This is a genomic window from Mucilaginibacter sp. SG564 (assembly GCF_013149275.1).
Classification (GTDB): domain Bacteria; phylum Bacteroidota; class Bacteroidia; order Sphingobacteriales; family Sphingobacteriaceae; genus Mucilaginibacter.
In genome coordinates, this window is the sequence record NZ_JABGNA010000011.1 from 18239 (window position 1) to 36318 (window position 18080).

The window sequence follows — 18080 nt, forward strand, 5'->3', positions numbered from 1 at the left end:
TTTAGGTTTATATGATCATTTTATCTGTATCGGCCAGCTATCCGTTCTAAATGGGCCGGCGGGAAGGCCATCTTTACTAAAGAGGTTGCCAATAGCTGTATTACTAAATCCATAGCGTACAGCTATGGGTTGTTTTACCATGGGGCTCCAAACCATCAATATGTTTTTTTTCACTAAGGCTTTTGCCGGATAAAATATCCTATCAGTCCCGGCAATAGTTATTTCGGTAAGAGAGTCTCCTTTTATTTTTAAGCCGCTGTCTGCATCATCAAAACTTATAACAGCTTTCTCTTTATAGATATTTATACTTTTAAATATCGGGTTTTTATAGCGAATGCTGGACTGGTGATAGGTTTCGGCAAGGGCCCAATTGGCCAGCCTTAAACCAACATCGTGCTTATTGGCAGGGTGTACATTATTCACATCCGCCACCAGATCGGTTATAACCACCATCCCGGTATTTGGATGTTTCATGCTTTCGGTTTGGGATTCCCGCATCAATGCGCCCACATTGCTCAATTGATATTTAAAAGGCGCTACCTGTACAAAATAAAAGGGAATATTTTTACTGAACGCCCGCCGCCAGGCATCGATCATAGCGGTAAACAAATGCTGATAAGTACCCGCATTGATGGTATTATTTTCGCCCTGATACCAAATTACGCCTGCTACGTTGAAGTCTTTTACGGGAGCTATCATTGCATTATACGCATAACCGGCAACATTAGGGCATTGATCATTGGCCACTATTTTGGTGGCAGCCTGTTTTAATACGTTATCATTATTTATTACGCTATCTGGCGTCCACACTTCAGCCGACGAGCCCGACCAGGCGGCTTCTACCAAGCCAATGGGCACATTCAGCTTGCTATTTAAATTGCGCCCAAAAAAGTAAGCTACGGCACTGAATGATCTCAGGGAATTACTATCACAAACAGCCCATTGCGCATGACAGTCATCTTGTGGCACCCTGGCTGTAGCCTTGGGAATGTGAAAAAAGCGGATGTTGGTATTGCCTGCTATTTTATAGGCCTCTTTAATATCCTGTAAACCCCAGTTACCGCTCATTTCCATATTGCTTTGTCCCGAACATACCCAAACCTCTCCTATCATTATATTACTTAAAACGATGGTGTTACGTGCCTTGATAGCAATGGTATAAGGCCCACCTGCAACTGGGGTATTGATATCAAGCGCCCAGTTAGCGTTACCATTAGGTTTGGTTTCCGGGTAAGTTTTATTGTCCCATGAAGTGGTAACCGTGATTTTTTCGTAAGGTTCGCCCCAGCCCCAGAGCTTTATGCGGCTCTGCTGCTGCAAAACCATGTTATTGCTCAAAACGGCCGGTAAACGAATATCTGCACGAACAAAAGCACCCGCGCAAATCATCACGACCATACACGCCGTTTTTATAAATCCCTTTTTGTTATTACTATTTTTCATGGTATACATTAATTGCCAATATGGTAATCAGGACTAACATAACTGTAAACCTGATAGACCAATTCACTCCAGGCACTTGGTTCAGGAAAAGGCTTACCAGGATATAATTGCTGACCGTTGGGTATGAATTTTAATTTAACTTTTATAGCCGAAAGTCCTCTGGTTAACCTGGCAGGTATCAGGAATTCATCATCCCTGAAACGGCGGTTGGATGTTTGTATGTTATAAACCCGTTTGCTTAACTCACCCGGCGGGCGAGAAACAACACAGGTGTTGGCCCCGGCAAGATACCATGTGCCCGCCTTTTGCCAATTTACTTTTCCTTCATTCTGCCCTTTAATAACCCGGGCTACATAAACCTCGGCGGTTTGATTTGGGAAGCTATAATCCAGTGCACGCCGCAGTAAGGCACCTAAATTATGGCGGGCAAGCGTTACGGTAAACTCCGATGCACCGCGGGTGTAACGGCCATCTTCCTGGTGCGACGGGTAGATCTCTTTACCCATAAACTCTTTATAGCCCGTTTTTTTATTCAGATCATACCCCCATGCGCCAGTCGGGTAATGGTCTGGCCCCCATTCATAACGGGAGTTTATTGTCTGCACCGCCGATGCATCCGGCGAATAATAAGCGTGCTGCTGTTCACTTTTGATCTGCCCGATATTTAAAGAATCGGTTTTAACGAGCGATGGCGTCGGCAGGCCATACCAATAGGTAACAGCTTCATAATGTTCCTGCGATACATTTTCATTATGTTCAAAACGGATAACGGCGCGGTTACCGAAAGGCATCATATCGGCCACAAGAAAACGATATGCCGACTGGATCAGATCTTTTTCATTAACTGCGGTCTTCTTTTCTGTTGATCCGCAGGGATGCCCTGCCAGCGGAAGCGTCATATTTTCACCCCCCCAATAGTCGCCGCCCCCTGCCCATTCTTCGGTACCCGTGCCGTAAGCCTGCGGAGTTTGACTATCGTCAAAAAAGAAACGTGGGTCACCCTCCAAAGTACTCAGATTGGCGTTATGCGAAAATATAAAAGATGTCCCCATAAAGCTGCCCGACCAATCCCGGTGCCCTTCTATGCCGCGCGTATCCAGCCAGGTCATATCCAGGCCCAGCTCAGGCTTTGGGAGGTCTTTATAAGTTGCATGAAAATAACTACTTCGGTTCTGTGTAATCTTAGCAGGTTCGTATCTTATTTCATAATCCAGCTTCGTTTCCTGTGATGACATTGCAGTCAATTCCAATTTTGCTGATCTGAAAAAGGGCATTGGGTAATAACAGGCCAGTTCAACCTTTTTGTTGATATAATCAAAATGAATATTGATAGGCAGTCCTTTTACAAAATCGGCCTTATTCTCCCGGTTATAAAAAGTACCTGCGCCAAAAAACAAACAAAGGGGTGCATCTATCGACGGATATTTGGCATCATCCCAGGTTACTTTCAGTCTGACACGTTCCAGCTCAATAGCTTTATCAAGCGGTAAACTAAATTTCAACGCCCTGATGGTTGAATTAGTTGTCCGGATATCTGCCACTACGATGCTATCGCGGTTAAGCTTGATATTACCCCTCAAAACCTTAATGTTTTGAGGGGCGATATCAGTACCCGCGCTATTAAGCAGCTTTATTACATCCAGACTTGGCGCTTTGGCCATGTTCCATGAACTGATGGATCGAGAAAGCCGGGTGTCATCAGCGTATAAATGATAGATATAATAACCTGTACCATAAATGGTGCGTGCATAAGCTATCCGCAAGGAATCACGGAAAGGTATCGGTGTCCAGATCAGATCGGCACCTTTGGTAGTGGCCCAGGTATATGCCAATGGTTCAGGAAAAGCCCTGACCGGTATAAACTCAGTTTGTTTAAATACCTTATCGGCATTTACGGGAGCAGCTGTGGCCGTTTCCTTTACTATATTGTCCGTACCATCTATAGTAAAATGCCATGGACTACCGTGCCAGTGGTTAGCCCTGAAAAAATACAATATCCCCTTGCCCTTCACATCCAGGGTAACATTTTCGTCTTCTTTATTCATAAATAAGAAGTGGGAGGCATCATAACCGCCCCCACCCCGATCATAGGTACTTCGCATATAAGCCCTTACACCAATGCGCTGCATTGGTAACAGATCCCAGCGGAGATAAGCATCATCACCTACTGGAATAGGTCTGTACGCTATATCACCTGCTTTTTTGTACCGTGACTGAGCTTGTGCTATCGATGTGCTCAACAGTAAGCAAAGCACACGGATCCAATACCTGATGATCACCTTATTCATTCGTTTTATTTTACTTCATTCAATAAGTGGCCATAGCGCCTTACCCGTAATGCGGCTTGCTCTTTATGCGCTGCAAAACCCTCCAATTCACATAAGCGCATAGCGTACTCACCAATCATGGCACTTGCTTCTTCGGTACAGCGTTGATAGGTACAGTTCTTCAGGAATTTACCTACCCAAAGCCCACCTGTATATTTAGCCGCTTTCATGGTGGGCAAGGTATGATTGGTTCCTATAACTTTATCGCCATAGGCCACATTTGTTTCGGGGCCCAGGAACAGTGCACCATAGTTAGTCAGCTTGTCCAGGAAAAACCGAGGATCCCTGGTGAGTACTTCCACGTGCTCGTAAGCCAACTTATCGGCCTCCAGAATGGCCTCGTCTTCATCAGCCACCAAAATAATAAGGCCATTATTCTCCCAGGCCACACGAGCAATATCCGCTGTTGGTAATTTTGCCAGTTGGCGTTCAATTTCAATTACCGTTTCCCTAGCCAGGCTCGCAGAGGTAGTGATCAATGCTGCAGGTGAAGTTGGCCCATGTTCAGCCTGACCTAAAAGGTCACAAGCTACCATCTCTGCATCGGCAGTATCGTCAGCAATGATCAACACTTCTGTTGGTCCTGCAAACAGATCAATACCCACTCGCCCGTATAACTGACGTTTTGCCTCGGCCACATAAGCATTACCGGGTCCAACTATCATATCCACAGGCTCTATAGTATCGGTACCAATTGCCATGGTTACCAGTGCCTGCACACCTCCAATAATATAGATCTCGTCTGCGCCGGCCATGTACATCGCACATACCGTTGCCTGGGGGATTTTGCCATTAATCGGCGGTGTGCAGGCAATCACTCGTTTTACGCCAGCTACTTTTGCTGTTAATACACTCATATGGGCCGATGCCACCATAGGATACCTTCCTCCAGGGATATAGCAACCTACACTGTTAACGGGTATATTTTTATGCCCCAGAAATACTCCCGGTAACGTTTCGATCTCAATATCCGAAATAGAGGCCCGCTGTTGCTCGGCAAAAAACCTGATCTGCTTTTGGGCAAACCTGATATCGTCTATGACCTGTTGAGGGGTATTATCGACAATTTCTTTGATATGCTGCTCGCTGAGTTTAAACGATGTGGGCGACCAATGGTCAAGCATTTCCGAGTATTGCAGCACAGCACTATCACCACGATTTTCAATATCACTGATTATTTTTTCTACGGTCTCTTTCACCCTGGTATCCGCGTCTTTAATTTCCAACGCGTTTCTTCCACTTTTTAAAACCTCTGCCATGGTTATGTTATATATTATTTTGTTATTATTCTCCCGAAGGTTTTTTTAAGTTTTGCAATGTGCTTACAGGTATGCCAAAATCTGGAGTACCATCAGCGTTCCAGGTAAATTTTTGTATCCTCGGGCTCCTTGATCCACCACAGCCCAGGCCACTTTGTGCATTGGCGTGGTAAATGATCCAATCTTCTTTGTTATCCTTTGATTTAAAGAAGCCATTATGACCAGGACCAAATACATTATTGTCGATATTTTTACTAAATACAGGGACCGGGCTTTTAACCCAGTCAGCCGGATTTAAAGGGTCGCCATCTGCTTTGAGGCTAAGCATACCCAGTCCATAATCATCGGTATTACAACTGCTGCCAGAGTAGACAAGGAATACCCGCCCTGCCGTGTTTTGTAATACCTCAGGACCTTCATTGACCGCCGATCCCTTTTTCTCCCAATCGTATTCGGGCATGCAGATCTGTACTTTAGCGGTTTTCAGTGTCCAGGGATTGGCCATTTCGGCAATGTAAATACGCTGGGTGATATCCTGTTTAGAGATTTGCCCGCTCCAGATAAAGTATAGCTTGCTTTTATATTCCAGCACTGTACCATCAATAGCGAAAAAATCGCCATTAGGATCAAAAAGTCTGCCTTTATCGGCCCATGTGCCATTTAAGGGTTCCGGGGATGAATTTTCGAGCACAAAACAACGTTGCGTACCCAGATCTGACGATGCCCCTGCTGTATAATACAAATACCATTTTCCCTGCAGGTAATGAAGTTCCGGCGCCCATATGTTCCGGGAGTTGGGCCCGGTTGAAGGAGGGGTCCATACTACTGTTGAACTGGCATTACTCAATTCGGAAATTGCAGCTGTTTTGGTAATGGAAATATTGGATACCTGGGTGCTCATGTAGTAAAATACGCTACCGCTTTTAATTACCCAGGGATCGGCACCGCTACTAACTAAAGGATTTTTAAATGTGCTTACCTTAGCCGCCGCCCCAGACGGGAGCGTTGTGTTTGAAACATTTTTTTTGGTGCAGGATAAAATAATGATGAGCGATATGGCCAATAATGCCAGCTTCAGTAAGCTATTATTCTTAACGGTTTGTATGATCCTGCTTTTAATTTGTTTTTTCATCGATAGGTTGTATGGTGAATAAAAATGATCGCTGTTTAATTACCCCACAGCTTTGGATCATTGCCTTTACTTTTGCGCCATTCGTTGCGCCAGCGGTGTATATCAACAGGACCGATCATAGGCATGGGTTTACGTGCGGCAGCACCGGATATGGAAGGTATTCGCTCAGCTTTGTCCTGATACCAATAAGCCACACTGGCCAAATCAAGTGTCATCACATTTGAGCTGCCGTGTTCAATAGTGAATTTTAACGACCGGTCAAAATAAATCGGGTCGGCAATGTTAAAGCGGTAAATATGTGTCTTGCCCAGGAAGCCGATATCGTTATTGACTTTAGCGTAACCAAAATACGGTGTGCTGTAAGGCGTTTTAGGCGCCCCCCAGGAGGTATTAAAGTAATCTTCGGTGCCTGTTCCATTTAAAGTTGGTTTATCATCACCATCAATAAAAATCATATCATCTCCTTCGCCATACCAGTAAGGCGTGGGCGAATGCACGTAATAATTGACACCAACAAAATGCCCTTTGCCCTTAATATCGGCAATTATGTAATTATCCTTTCCGGTTTTGTTGGGCTTGTTGGGGCCAAACATCCAGTGTTCGTCTTCCACACTATCTGCCGGACCCGTAAGCTGTTTGTTATACCAGGCATGGAACCGGCCGGTATTGGCAGGCAGCTTTTTCATTTCCACGTAATCCACATAAAAATAAAACGCCTTAATATCTTGTCCCGATTGGTTTTCGATCTCGATCCGCGCCCCCTTAGCAAAAGGCATCGCGAAATAACTTACCAGGCCATTCCCGTTCATCGGTGTTGCCAGTAACGGCGTCGAAGTGAACAGATATGATTCCTGCCAACCCTGCCCAAAGAATGGGCCGATGGGTGATTCAACAGAAGGGTAATCGTTCCCGTCCCAATACATGCGGATGATAATATCGTTGCGGCTCAAAAACCGGGGTTCAGGTGCCATTGTGATCCAGATGTGATTGATGATACCCGTACCCTGTACATTAAATATCGTCCGCTTTTCGCCGGGCTTAATATTTTGCAGATTGTCGTGATTATCACCGCTCTGATCGTAACTACTTACACGCTTTGATCTTACATCATGTTTGATCAGTGTCAAATCCGTCATTTCCTGAGCGTGCAACCGCGAGGCACAGGCCAAAAGCAATGCAACGACAACGTATTTTAATGATTCCATACCTATAAGTTTAATTGCCCCATAAAAGTGGATCATTACCTTTACTCTTGCGCCATTCATTACGCCAGCGATGTATGTCACCTATATTGATGAGCGGCATTGGCTTTCGGGCCGCAGCATCCGGAATGGCTGGCACAGCAGTAGCTTCAGTTTGATACCAATAGGCTACACTCGCCAGATCTAACGTGAGTACATTATTATGCCCATGTTCAATAGTGAACTTAAACGACTTATTAAAATACAGTGGATCGGTAATATGAAACCGATACAGATGGGTACGTCCCAACCACCCTATATCATTATTTACCCGGGGATAGCCATAATATGGATGTGAGAAAATATCCTTTGGGCACCAGGCGGTATTGAAATAATCTTCAGTTCCCGTACCATTTAACGCGGGTAGCTTCGGGTCATCGATAAATATCATTTCGTCACCCTCGCCATACCACATCGGCGTGGGTGAATTAACATAATAGTTTACCCCAACAAAGTGCCCCTTACCTTTAATATCGGCAATCACATAATTATCCTCACCACAGAGATTATTGCCGGGCTTACCCAGAATACCCCATTCATTCTCCCCTTCAGTTTTGGAGGCACCTGTTAACTGCTTATTATACCAGCTATGAAAACGCCCGGTATTGGCAGGTAGTTTATCCATCGCAGCATAATCAATACTGTAGTAAAAATGATCAATGTTGCGCCCAGACTGATTATCTATCTCGATCCGTGCGCCATTATTAAAGGGCATGGTAAAATAGCATACCATCCCCCGCCCTTCAACCGGGCTTGCAGAAAGCGGCAAAGCACTGTAATTGTAGGACTCCTGCCAGCCCTGTCCAAAAAACGGGCCGATGGGCGACCATACCGATGGATATTCCTTACCATCCCAATACATTTTAATGATCACATCATTACGGCTCAGGGTGCCAGGGTCGGGCGCCATGGTGATCCAGATATGATTAATAATACCAGCGCCCTTAACTTCAAATATGGTCTTTTTTTCATCCTTTGCTATCCGGATAAAATCATCACCGCCACCACTGCGATCATAGCTACTAATTCGTTTTGAGGTTACACCCTGCTGTATTTGAGACAATGCCGACAGATCGTTATTGAGAATTTGAGCATTCACAGCAGTATTAATGAATGCGATGGAGAGAAAAATAGTAAAAATGTTTTTTTTCACGATGATATTATTGCTTTAACATGTGCTTAATGACCGGATCTGCCTGGGCTTTAATGATAGAATTCTTTGTTACGTCCCAAAAGCTGTTTTTTTGTTCAATCTGTATTTGCGAGGTTACTATCCAGCTTTGGATCCAGCCAGTTAATGTACACCAGGCGCCCCAGCCTGCGTCAGAGTTGGAAGCCCAGTAATCCCATCTGCCATAGTCAAAGGCGCGCATCCAGGCACCATCCAGATCGTGATGTTTGGTACTATGTACCTGTATGCGGGTTAAAAAATCCGACAGTTTATCAACCGCATCTTTATATTTTTTATTACCAGTGGCCTGGGCTGCTTCGTTTAAACTAAACAAGGCGAAGTTGCAGGTATACAACATACAGGATGCCTTCTCGCCATTACGAAATATAAGGGAGCCTTCATCTGTTCCATAATCTGCATTACTATTCAGGGCTTTGAACATGCCTTTACCTTTTCCCAATTCTTCCTGTATGGCACCGCTGTCGTCCTGGTATTTCAGTATCTCGTTCACCATTTTATCCAGCCATTGGCGGTGTTCGGGGGTGTCTTCTATACGTACCAGCCATGCCAGCGGCAGTATCATACGGGCACGCTGGGTTTGCATACTACTGCCCCATTTCCATTTATCAGGATAACCATCCATGGTAATTTTAATGGCTTCTTTAGTGCGAGCCAGTAATGGTTCATATTTTGTTTTACTATACAACCATAAATAACAAGCCCACATCCATGATTCAAAATGAGGCGACTCATGCACCAGATCGCGATTGTAATAGTATTGCCAACCGTTTTTAATAATGTCCGCTTCTTCAAGCCGCTCTCCCCTGAAACCTTGTTTACCCGTCGTTCTGAAATTTCCTATAATAGCCTCGGTCAATTCTTTATCCCATTTATCGGTATGCAGATATGATGCCGCAGCTATAGCGCCCAGGATGGCCCGGGAATTATCATCGCCATAAAAAGTTGTGGCATTGGGAGTCGACCAGCCTAAGAGACCAAAAGCCGGACTGTTTGGATCATTCTTATTTCCTCCACGCAGGTTGGAGGTTTTGAACAGATAGTTTACCAGATTGGCAGATTTGGTTTGATATTCGTTATTGTTCAGCAAATTACCTGCGGCAGCCATAGCCATACTTACCTCACCCTGTACATCAGCGCGCATCCAGTAACGGTATTGCTGGCTGCCATCATAGTAAATAGTAGATGTATGCCCCTCGATAATGCCCAGGCTTCCATCACCACTTAGTTTGCTTTGATTCACCGGTGGACCAATAGGTACTGTATTATTGGTCCCATCATGTTTCAACCAATCCGCCTTCCAGCTTTGGTCGATAAAAAAACGGCCATTATTAAACCACTGTGCGCCTTTTTTTATAGAGGTTAAACGAGCGTCTGCAGGTAACCGGTCTTCACGATCAAACATGGGTTTTACATCTTCCAGCCATTTGTCCAGGTTAACATTCTGCTTACCAATTGTATGGGCAAGTATGTATCTCCAAACTGTTTTTACAGCTTTCTGTGGGCCGTAGCGGCCTGTTTCAAAATTGCTGAGGCCTGTCATACTTACCAACACACCATTTCGCTCAAAAAGCAATGGATAAGTTTTGGTATCTTTTAATCCGTATTCGGCTTTATCAAAACCTACTACTTTGGCTAAAACAATGAGGGGGTTGTTTATTTCAACGGGTAAAATATAGCTGTTTTGTACAGCAAACAACGCCATTGGTTTTAAATTTTCACCAAAAACATCTTCAGTTACAACGGCACGTTCCAAATGAGTTTCAACAGGTTGTGCAGGTATAGTTAAACCAGGAAACGCAGAGGGATATTCCACATATAATTTAAGTTCTTTTTTTTGGGCCTGATCAATCAGCTGCTGATTGATCAGGTTAACGGGGTCTGTTTTGGGATAGGCATCGGCAATAATAAATACTCCAGATTCACGGGTAGCTGCATTTACAGCAGCTTGTGGTGTATTGTACTTCTTTACGTTGAAGCCTTCGCGCTTCAGCAATTGAAAGAGATCATTTTTTTCGTTGCAATAGAAATATAGATCCTTACCTTTTGCAAAACATTGGATAACAGCAGCATTCAGCAGGATGCCTATCCAAATAATGCTTTTTATGGTTGTATTTATTTTCATGCTTTTTATCATTACAATTTCAATCAGCTATTGCCGATATTTATTTGTTATACAATTCATTTAATAAACGTAAAGCCTCCTTACTGACCACCTTGTCGGTTCCTGCTTCCATGTATGACCATTTACCCGGACCTGCCTCATAACCACCCAGTTGAAACGCTTCTGCCGTAGGAATATAGCCGATATTGTTTTCGGCATAGGCCACGATTATGGTGTAGGTAAAAGGGGATCCATCCTCAATATCCTGAGCCGTTTCCACAAAGGGTTCACCTGGCAAAAAAACTATGGCTAACTCTCCTATCCTGATAGCACTAAAACGGGCCAGGGCATCCCGTCCATTAGTTATCCCACAACCCGGCCTGATGGGAAGCTGTAGCTTACTATTGGTAAATGCGAAAAGGGAACTATCTATTCTCAACAGTTTTTGATCATTTTGGGCTACTTTGGCCAGGGCGATACCATGTTCCCGGGCATAACCGGGCCCCATAGAAACCGATGGAGGATTAATATCACCCGCCGCTCCATTTAAAAACATAGGCATACCGTTTTGGGTCGAACGTTCCATTTCTCTACACATTTCGCCAGGAAATTCGGCCGAAATATGTTTCATACACATTTCATGTACCGGATGGCATATAGCTTGAACCACAGTTGCTACGCTTTCTTTTTTTTCGTTATAAAACCGAATAGTTTTAACCCGGCGATCAACGGGAAGCAAATCAAGCAATTCCGGGGCTATGGGTTGGAGGCTATCAGACATCACGATCCCTCCGGCCGTTTTAATACGGCGTTGCATGGAAAAATCATTCAGCTCATCATAAAAAACAGACAGTGTACATGGCTGCATGGCTACCAAGGCGCTCTTTATGGCTTCCCTGATCCTGAACTGAACCTTTGCCAGCCAAAACTGGTAGATCTCTGTTTGATATAAGTTTGACAAGGCTACCGATTCGGGCGCATTGTGCGTATGGGTATAAGTGAAAATTATCTTACCGGGATCGATAATATCTGTCATACCCTGCTTAAAATTATCCCATCCCTCAACTGCGGTATCATTTAAAGCAAGCAGATCTGCGGATATAAGAGCAAGCAATTCCGCCCCGGAACGAAATACTAGCACCCGGGCCTTTAATGGCAATCTTACAGACTCGAATGGTTCATAAGTGCCGTTCACTGAGGAGGTTAACAACCCAACCTCAAGCGGCGGGGTTATATCAGTAACCGAAGTTCCGACAAGTAATGGAGATAAGGTCATTTATTTTTCTTTTTAACCCAGTTTAAGGATTGCTGCCAGAACTTGTCGTAATCAGCCCACAGTTCAAAATTGATCCCCCAGTGCGGGGCCGGATCAGACATATAGGTTAATACCCGGCCTTTGCCATATTCGCCCACCACTACCAGCGGATGGCCGGTTTCTTTTACCCTTACCAGTACTTGTCCCTCAGGTTTTTCGTTTACTTCGTTATAACCAAATATGGGTGGAAATTTGTCCCATGCCAAGCCTTTTACTGCCGGATGATCGGGTACCAGAACCTCGGCTGTAAACCCCGCTGATGACTCCACCAGATCCTCGATCAGCAAACAATCAACCGGTAAAGCATCTTTCAAAGTACTCCTGCCCCAGCCCGATTTGGCCTGCACACCACTGAATGATAACCAGCCGCCCAGCATCATCATGCCGCCACCATCACCGATCCACTCTTTGATCACAGTCAACCTATCCGGAAAAGTCACTACTTTGTTTTCACGCCTGGCACGGTCAAAAAAACTTGGATACAGATGGAAACATTTGGCCTCAACATCGCTAATGATTAGGGAAACGGATTGCTCCAGATATTCCTCCAGCTTACCGGGTTCCAGGCGATATAGTTCCCAATTGGCCAAAGGGGTAACATCAACGTGATGCTCCAGGGCTTCGGTAAGGCGTTCACCGTAGAAATGCAGGTCGGCGTCTTTTGTTTCTGTTCCAAAGGGGGTTTCGATAAATGTAGGGCCAACGTGGAATACCCAGTCGCCAAGATATAGCACATGTTCATCTTTTGATCTGAACTCTTTTTTTGCTCTCATAAATTTATAGCCTATTGATTATTAATTTTTTAAAGATTTTATTCAATTATGGTCATGACAGTTTTTTGTATTTCGGTATTTTCTGCCGTACGAATGGTTAAATAAGCCAGATACGCTTTGGCTGTCTGTTTAAATATGATGAATAACACGGCAGATACTATCAGCTCTGCCAGGCTTCTGTAGTAATTCCCAAACCATGCCTCTGTTAGTCCTTGTATGAGTAATGATGTAGCTGCAAAGCCAATAACCGCGATACCCAAGCCGCGATATATGGGTTTAACAATATTGGTCAGCGGTTTTGAGCCGTGTTTTACACGGAATGGTTTCCAAAAACCTAAAGGATGCACTCGTTGGTAAAAATCATCCAATAATTTATCCGGATCTGGTTTGGTAAACAGGGCTACGGTTACCCACAAAACGGTAGTTAACGCCATCACCAGCAGGGTTAACCAATACCAGGATAACACCAGCTTTTGTGCCTGATTAATTCCCAGCCATAACAGCAGTTTAGGCCCCAGCACCACAACGCAAAAGATGATCGCCCCACCAAATGATGCCGCTACCCGTGCCGGTCCATTGAACCGCCACCACCACCATTGTGCCCAATTGGCGGGTAGCTCGGCAGCGCTGAGCTGCAGCATAAATATGGCTACATCGGTTATAATACTCACATTAAATACCACGGCAATAGCCAGTGATATAATGATAGCCATTCCTACTTTCCCCATCAGCATATAGTGTTTTTCGCTGGCCGAGCGTACAAACCATTTACGGTAAATGTCGCTTACCAGCACCTGACTGCCAAAATTCAGATTATCGCCTACTACCGACATCGTGGCGGCCATCATAGCCGCTACCAACAGGCCCATGGCTCCATGTGGCAGCATTTCTTTCATTAACCGGCCATAAACCAGTTCACGGTCGGCACCCGGATTGCGCAGTTCCGGCCAGATCACAGCGGCCGAGATACTGGGCAGTGTAACCAGCAGCAATAAAATAAACATGGTGATAGCCGCTACTACGTACATGGTTAGTGCTTCTGCCGGTGTTCGGGTTGAGAGTATTCGCTGCCCTTCCATTGCCCCTCCCATAGGCGCGGCATCGCCGCCGTAGCCTATACTTTGACCAAACATCCAGGCCATGGCAGCCGCCAGCGGAAACACATCATGCTTAACAGGCGGTATCATCTGTAACATTTCGGGGTGGGTTGAACCAAACATATGGGCAATAGCCGTCGTCATAGCTACAGGTCCGCCAAAATGTGCCAGCGTGAGGCCGGCCAGCGTAATGGTTCCGATAAAGAAAATGCTCATCTGGATCAGATTGGAGATTACCACACCCTTATAGCCAGAAAAGAAAACAAAGAGAAATGAAACCGGAACTACCAAGTATAATGTCTCTACTTTAGTTAACCCAAATGCCGGCCCCATGATCTTAAATGCCGCCAATAATGTGATCCCTGTCCAGGCAGGCATTGCTATTAATGATGTACGTATTGCTATCCATATCCGCATAGCTGACGCCGCGCGGGCCGGAAATCTTAATCCATAAAACTCCAGAGAGGTAAACAAGTTTAGGCGTCGCCAGAAAACCGCAAACAGCACACCTCCAATGAACAAGGCCAAACCAAACCGGCTTAAATACCACCAGGATATAAAGGATCCTGTTACCAAAGCCAAACCACCATAACCTGTTGCTGCATCAGGGCTAACCAGGGCTGCGGTATAAGATATCCCGTTCAACCAGCCGGGGATCTTTCGCCCGCCCAGAAAAAAGTTTTCGAGATTGGCCGATGCAAATCGCCGGTGCCACAGCGACAAGCCAAACATCAGTACCAGGTATACTGCAACTATCCAAACATCCAATTGATCCCAGTTCATATAGATTTATTAATTTGGTCTGGATTGATAATTACATATTGGCTGAAAAAGTTTTCAATCCACCATCTCCTATCTAAAAAATCAAACATGAATACGTAGTCATTTTTATTTATTATATCATTCATCAATACCGGTATTAGAAGCATTATTATCTTAACATTATTTATATTTAGGTTTTGAGCTTTACGGCGATGAATAGAATCTCAATATCCACAACTTTTTTGATCTGGACATTTTGAATGCGTATTCAAATTTAAAATTTTCCAATTAACATTCCAATAGCTGATCAAAATAAATTCACTTTTTATACCCCCTTTATCCTTTCGACCAATGGAGCCAGTTGTGGTAGGTTGCTTTCGGGCTTATCCAGATAAAAATATGCAGTCGCCGAATAGTTATCAACCCTGTAAAAATTCACCCATTCATCTGCAGGGAATTTATCATCAAAAAGATCTGGATAAGCAGGGTCATCCAATAATTTGATTAAACTTCTTGACGTTCCTACCGATATGGGCTTCGCCTTCCCCCCGGCTTTGACTATTGCCCTGATCAGGTCGCGCCCAGCCCCTCCTATTTGTTGTATGGTTACACGGCAATCGGTATGAAAGTATATTGGATCAGGTATATGATACCTGTAAAAAGCAAATTGCTTCTTCTGTTTGTCAACAACCGTTGCACCCTGATATAATTGCGAAAATGGTCCAAGGTTCCATGCCGAGCCAATATAGTCCTCCGTACCGGTACCAGCTAAAGTGGGATATTCATTGTCACCGTCAAGATAGGTTTTTACTTCACCTTCACCAAACCAGGTATCTCCGTATATTTTATCAGCTATTACACCAATATTTGCCCCCAAATACCTGCCTTTACCATTTACCCGGGGTAATATCTCAAAATCCTGGCCTAATTCTACGCCTTTATTATTGCTCCAATAAGCATGAAAATAAGCTATGTTTTTGAGGTGCTTCTTTACCTTGGTCAAATCCACATCATAAAATAGCAGTTGGTTTTGTTTTGATTCATTAATCAGCACGATCCGGGCATGTGTTTTAAAAGGCATAGGGATGTAACAATTGAATGATTTACCTTCAGGATTAGTAAACAACGCACTTTGAAAAGCGGCCATTCGTCCTAAACCCACACCAAAAAAATCCCCCAACGGAGCCGATACCGCTGGTTTTGTGGCTTTATCCCAATACATTTCTATATGAATAGCACGTAAAGCCTCAGGATTACGGTCAATAATGGTCATCCAGATGCGGTTGATAATACCAGCACCGTCAAAATCAAGCAAAGTGACACTTTGGCCGGCATTTATCCATTCGCTGGGATGGCCTTTACCGCCTTTATTCTCCATGGCTCCCCTGCCCTTATCACCGGAGCGATTCTCGAAACTTACCCAACGGGCTTCTGCATCTGCTGGCAACTCATAAAGCTGCTGCGCTTTTACCTCAACTGTGTAAAAGCTAACTATTAACAATACTGCGGTTATTCCAAATGATTTATTCATATATAAATTTTATTAAGTCAAATAATACCGGGGCTCGCCCCCGGTATTAAACTAACCAACTAAACAATCACCAACCCGGGTTTTGTACCAGATTGGGATTTTTATCTGTTTCGCGCTTCTGCATTGGCCATAGGTAATGTTTCTTTTCAAAAACGCGTTTCTCTACTATTGTTCTTACAAAAAAGGCGGGGTCTGTTTTTGATGCGCCTGCCTGAATATTCATACCATAGATATAAGTATTATCGGTTTGTTCGGCTATTTTCCAACGGTGGCAATCAAAATAACGTTGTGTTTCAAATGCCAGTTCAATGCGACGTTCATGATGGATACGCTCTCGCATATCACTTTGCGAAAGGCCTGCTGGTAATCCTGGCATACCGGAGCGAGCCCTGATCAGGTTGACATAACGGTAAACGTCGCCTACTGGCCCCTGCGCTTCATTCAAGGCTTCCGCGTAATTCAAATACTGTTCGCCCAGTCTGAAAAGAACCCAGGTACGTAATACCGATTGTACTACCGGTCTCCAGACAAAACTGGGGTTACACAATTTTTTTACGAGATACCCGGTTTTGGAATAATTGCCCGAACCCGCGGCCTTTTTACCATCGGCGCCATTAAACCAAAATTCCAGTCCCTGTGTGCGGGTTTTCCATATATCACCTGAGAAGTGAATGGTAGCATAAAAACGAGGATCACGGTTGACATACATATTACTGGTGCCTGCTACATACTTTCCACCAGGGTCAGCTTCCGTTGTAAAACCTGTTTCCGTATAGCCAGACTCCGGGTTGATGATTGGAGTATGATCGGCATTATATCCGGTTATGGGTCGCGTGCCATTGGCCATCTCGTAATCATCAACCAGATCCTGCGTTGGGGCGTTCAAGGTAAACCCAAGTAAACTCAGTGGTTCACTATACACATCATGATCATTAAACAAACCCGCGTTGTAGGAAAAAAATGCTTCCTTGTTGTTGTTTACATAAAATATCTCCTGGTAGTTTTTTACCGGATCATTTGTTGCCGAGGTATAAAGTCCATACCCAGCCGCTTCTGTCTGATCGATACAGGTTTTGGCTGCATTGGCGGCGTCCTGCCAGCGTGAGGCAGCAAAAGCCGGAAATAAATGAGTACCCTTATCGTCAACCAGGCCAGTATAATCCGGGTTTCCGTTCCATAGCGGACTGGCCATATAAAGCAAGGTACGCGCCTTTAAAGCCAGGCAAACAGATTTTGCAGGTCTACCATATTCGGCATCAGAGGTAATACGTGCAGGGAGTAACGCAGCGGCTTTATCGCATTCTGATGTGATAAAAGCAACACATTTATCGATCGGATCACGGCGAATGGCTTTCAGATCGGCAGAAAGTGATACCGTATGATCTGAAATAGGTACAGGACCATAAACCCTGATCAATAAAAAATGAAAGTACGCGCGCAGAAAAATAGCTTCTCCTTTTAATCTTGACCTTAATGCATCTGTAAAAAAGTCGTCAAGTGGTACCTTATCAATGTTTTCAATAAAAATATTGGTTTTACGAATGGCGTTATAATTCTCAGTCCACGGATCAGGGATATTATTGCTATAAGATGTTGGGTTCCACGAACCCGCGTTCATGCTGTTTGAAAAAGAGATGGCGTAAAACTGATCCATCTCATCAGATGCACCTATGTAAGGGTTACCTTTGGTATCGTTGTCGACCTGCCTATGCTCTTTTGGTAAGGAAGCATAAATGTTGCTCAGGAAACTTTGTGCATAATCGCGGTTAGCAAAAACCTTATCAATAGTCAGGTCATCATCAGGCGCTTTATTCAAAAAATCTTTTTTACAGGATGCTACTACAAAAAGCAACAACGTGATCATAACTGATTTTACAAGTAATTTCATAATACTATTAATTAAATGT

The 18080-nt window shown here is 44.3% G+C and carries 12 protein-coding genes; all 12 read right to left on the reverse strand.

Features of this window, described 5'->3' with window-relative positions; all coding sequences use genetic code 11:
- Positions 1-15: 15 nt before the first annotated feature.
- A complete protein-coding gene (locus FHW89_RS22555; RefSeq protein ID WP_216650668.1) occupies positions 16-1443 on the reverse strand; it encodes a sialate O-acetylesterase in 1428 nt (475 codons plus the stop codon).
- An 8-nt stretch (positions 1444-1451) separates the two neighbouring features.
- The gene (locus FHW89_RS22560; protein ID WP_172337319.1) at positions 1452-3731 is read right to left on the reverse strand and encodes a DUF2961 domain-containing protein; all 2280 of its coding nucleotides are present in this window, start codon (positions 3729-3731) and stop codon (positions 1452-1454) included.
- A 5-nt stretch (positions 3732-3736) separates the two neighbouring features.
- Positions 3737-5029 (reverse strand): histidinol dehydrogenase, encoded by a 1293-nt coding sequence (gene hisD / locus FHW89_RS22565; RefSeq protein ID WP_172337320.1) that lies wholly within the window; start codon positions 5027-5029, stop codon positions 3737-3739.
- Positions 5030-5054: 25 nt separating this feature from the next.
- The gene (locus tag FHW89_RS22570; protein ID WP_172337321.1) at positions 5055-6161 is read right to left on the reverse strand and encodes a family 43 glycosylhydrolase; all 1107 of its coding nucleotides are present in this window, start codon (positions 6159-6161) and stop codon (positions 5055-5057) included.
- A gap of 35 nt (positions 6162-6196) precedes the next feature.
- A complete protein-coding gene (locus tag FHW89_RS22575; RefSeq protein ID WP_172337322.1) occupies positions 6197-7366 on the reverse strand; it encodes a glycoside hydrolase family 172 protein in 1170 nt (389 codons plus the stop codon).
- 10 nt (positions 7367-7376) lie between these two features.
- Positions 7377-8555, reverse strand: coding sequence for a glycoside hydrolase family 172 protein (locus FHW89_RS22580; protein ID WP_172337323.1), 1179 nt, complete (start codon positions 8553-8555; stop codon positions 7377-7379).
- A gap of 7 nt (positions 8556-8562) precedes the next feature.
- Positions 8563-10716 carry a hypothetical protein gene (locus FHW89_RS22585; protein ID WP_216650669.1) on the reverse strand — a complete coding sequence of 718 codons (2154 nt, stop codon included), beginning with the start codon at positions 10714-10716 and terminating at the stop codon, positions 8563-8565.
- A gap of 40 nt (positions 10717-10756) precedes the next feature.
- Complete coding sequence (locus FHW89_RS22590; protein ID WP_172337324.1) at positions 10757-11971, reverse strand: hypothetical protein; 1215 nt, start codon at positions 11969-11971, stop codon at positions 10757-10759.
- A complete protein-coding gene (locus tag FHW89_RS22595; RefSeq protein WP_172337325.1) occupies positions 11968-12783 on the reverse strand; it encodes a glutamine amidotransferase in 816 nt (271 codons plus the stop codon). The genes FHW89_RS22590 and FHW89_RS22595 overlap by 4 nt, the downstream gene beginning before the upstream one ends.
- Before the next feature lie 38 nt (positions 12784-12821).
- On the reverse strand, positions 12822-14663 hold the full coding sequence (locus FHW89_RS22600; RefSeq protein ID WP_172337326.1) for a hypothetical protein: 1842 nt from the start codon (positions 14661-14663) through the stop codon (positions 12822-12824).
- Positions 14664-14967: 304 nt separating this feature from the next.
- Entirely contained in the window at positions 14968-16173 is a 1206-nt protein-coding gene (locus tag FHW89_RS22605; RefSeq protein ID WP_172337327.1) for a glycoside hydrolase family 172 protein, read from the reverse strand.
- Between the two features lie 67 nt (positions 16174-16240).
- Complete coding sequence (locus FHW89_RS22610) at positions 16241-18061, reverse strand: RagB/SusD family nutrient uptake outer membrane protein (protein WP_172337328.1); 1821 nt, start codon at positions 18059-18061, stop codon at positions 16241-16243.
- Positions 18062-18080: the final 19 nt, after the last annotated feature.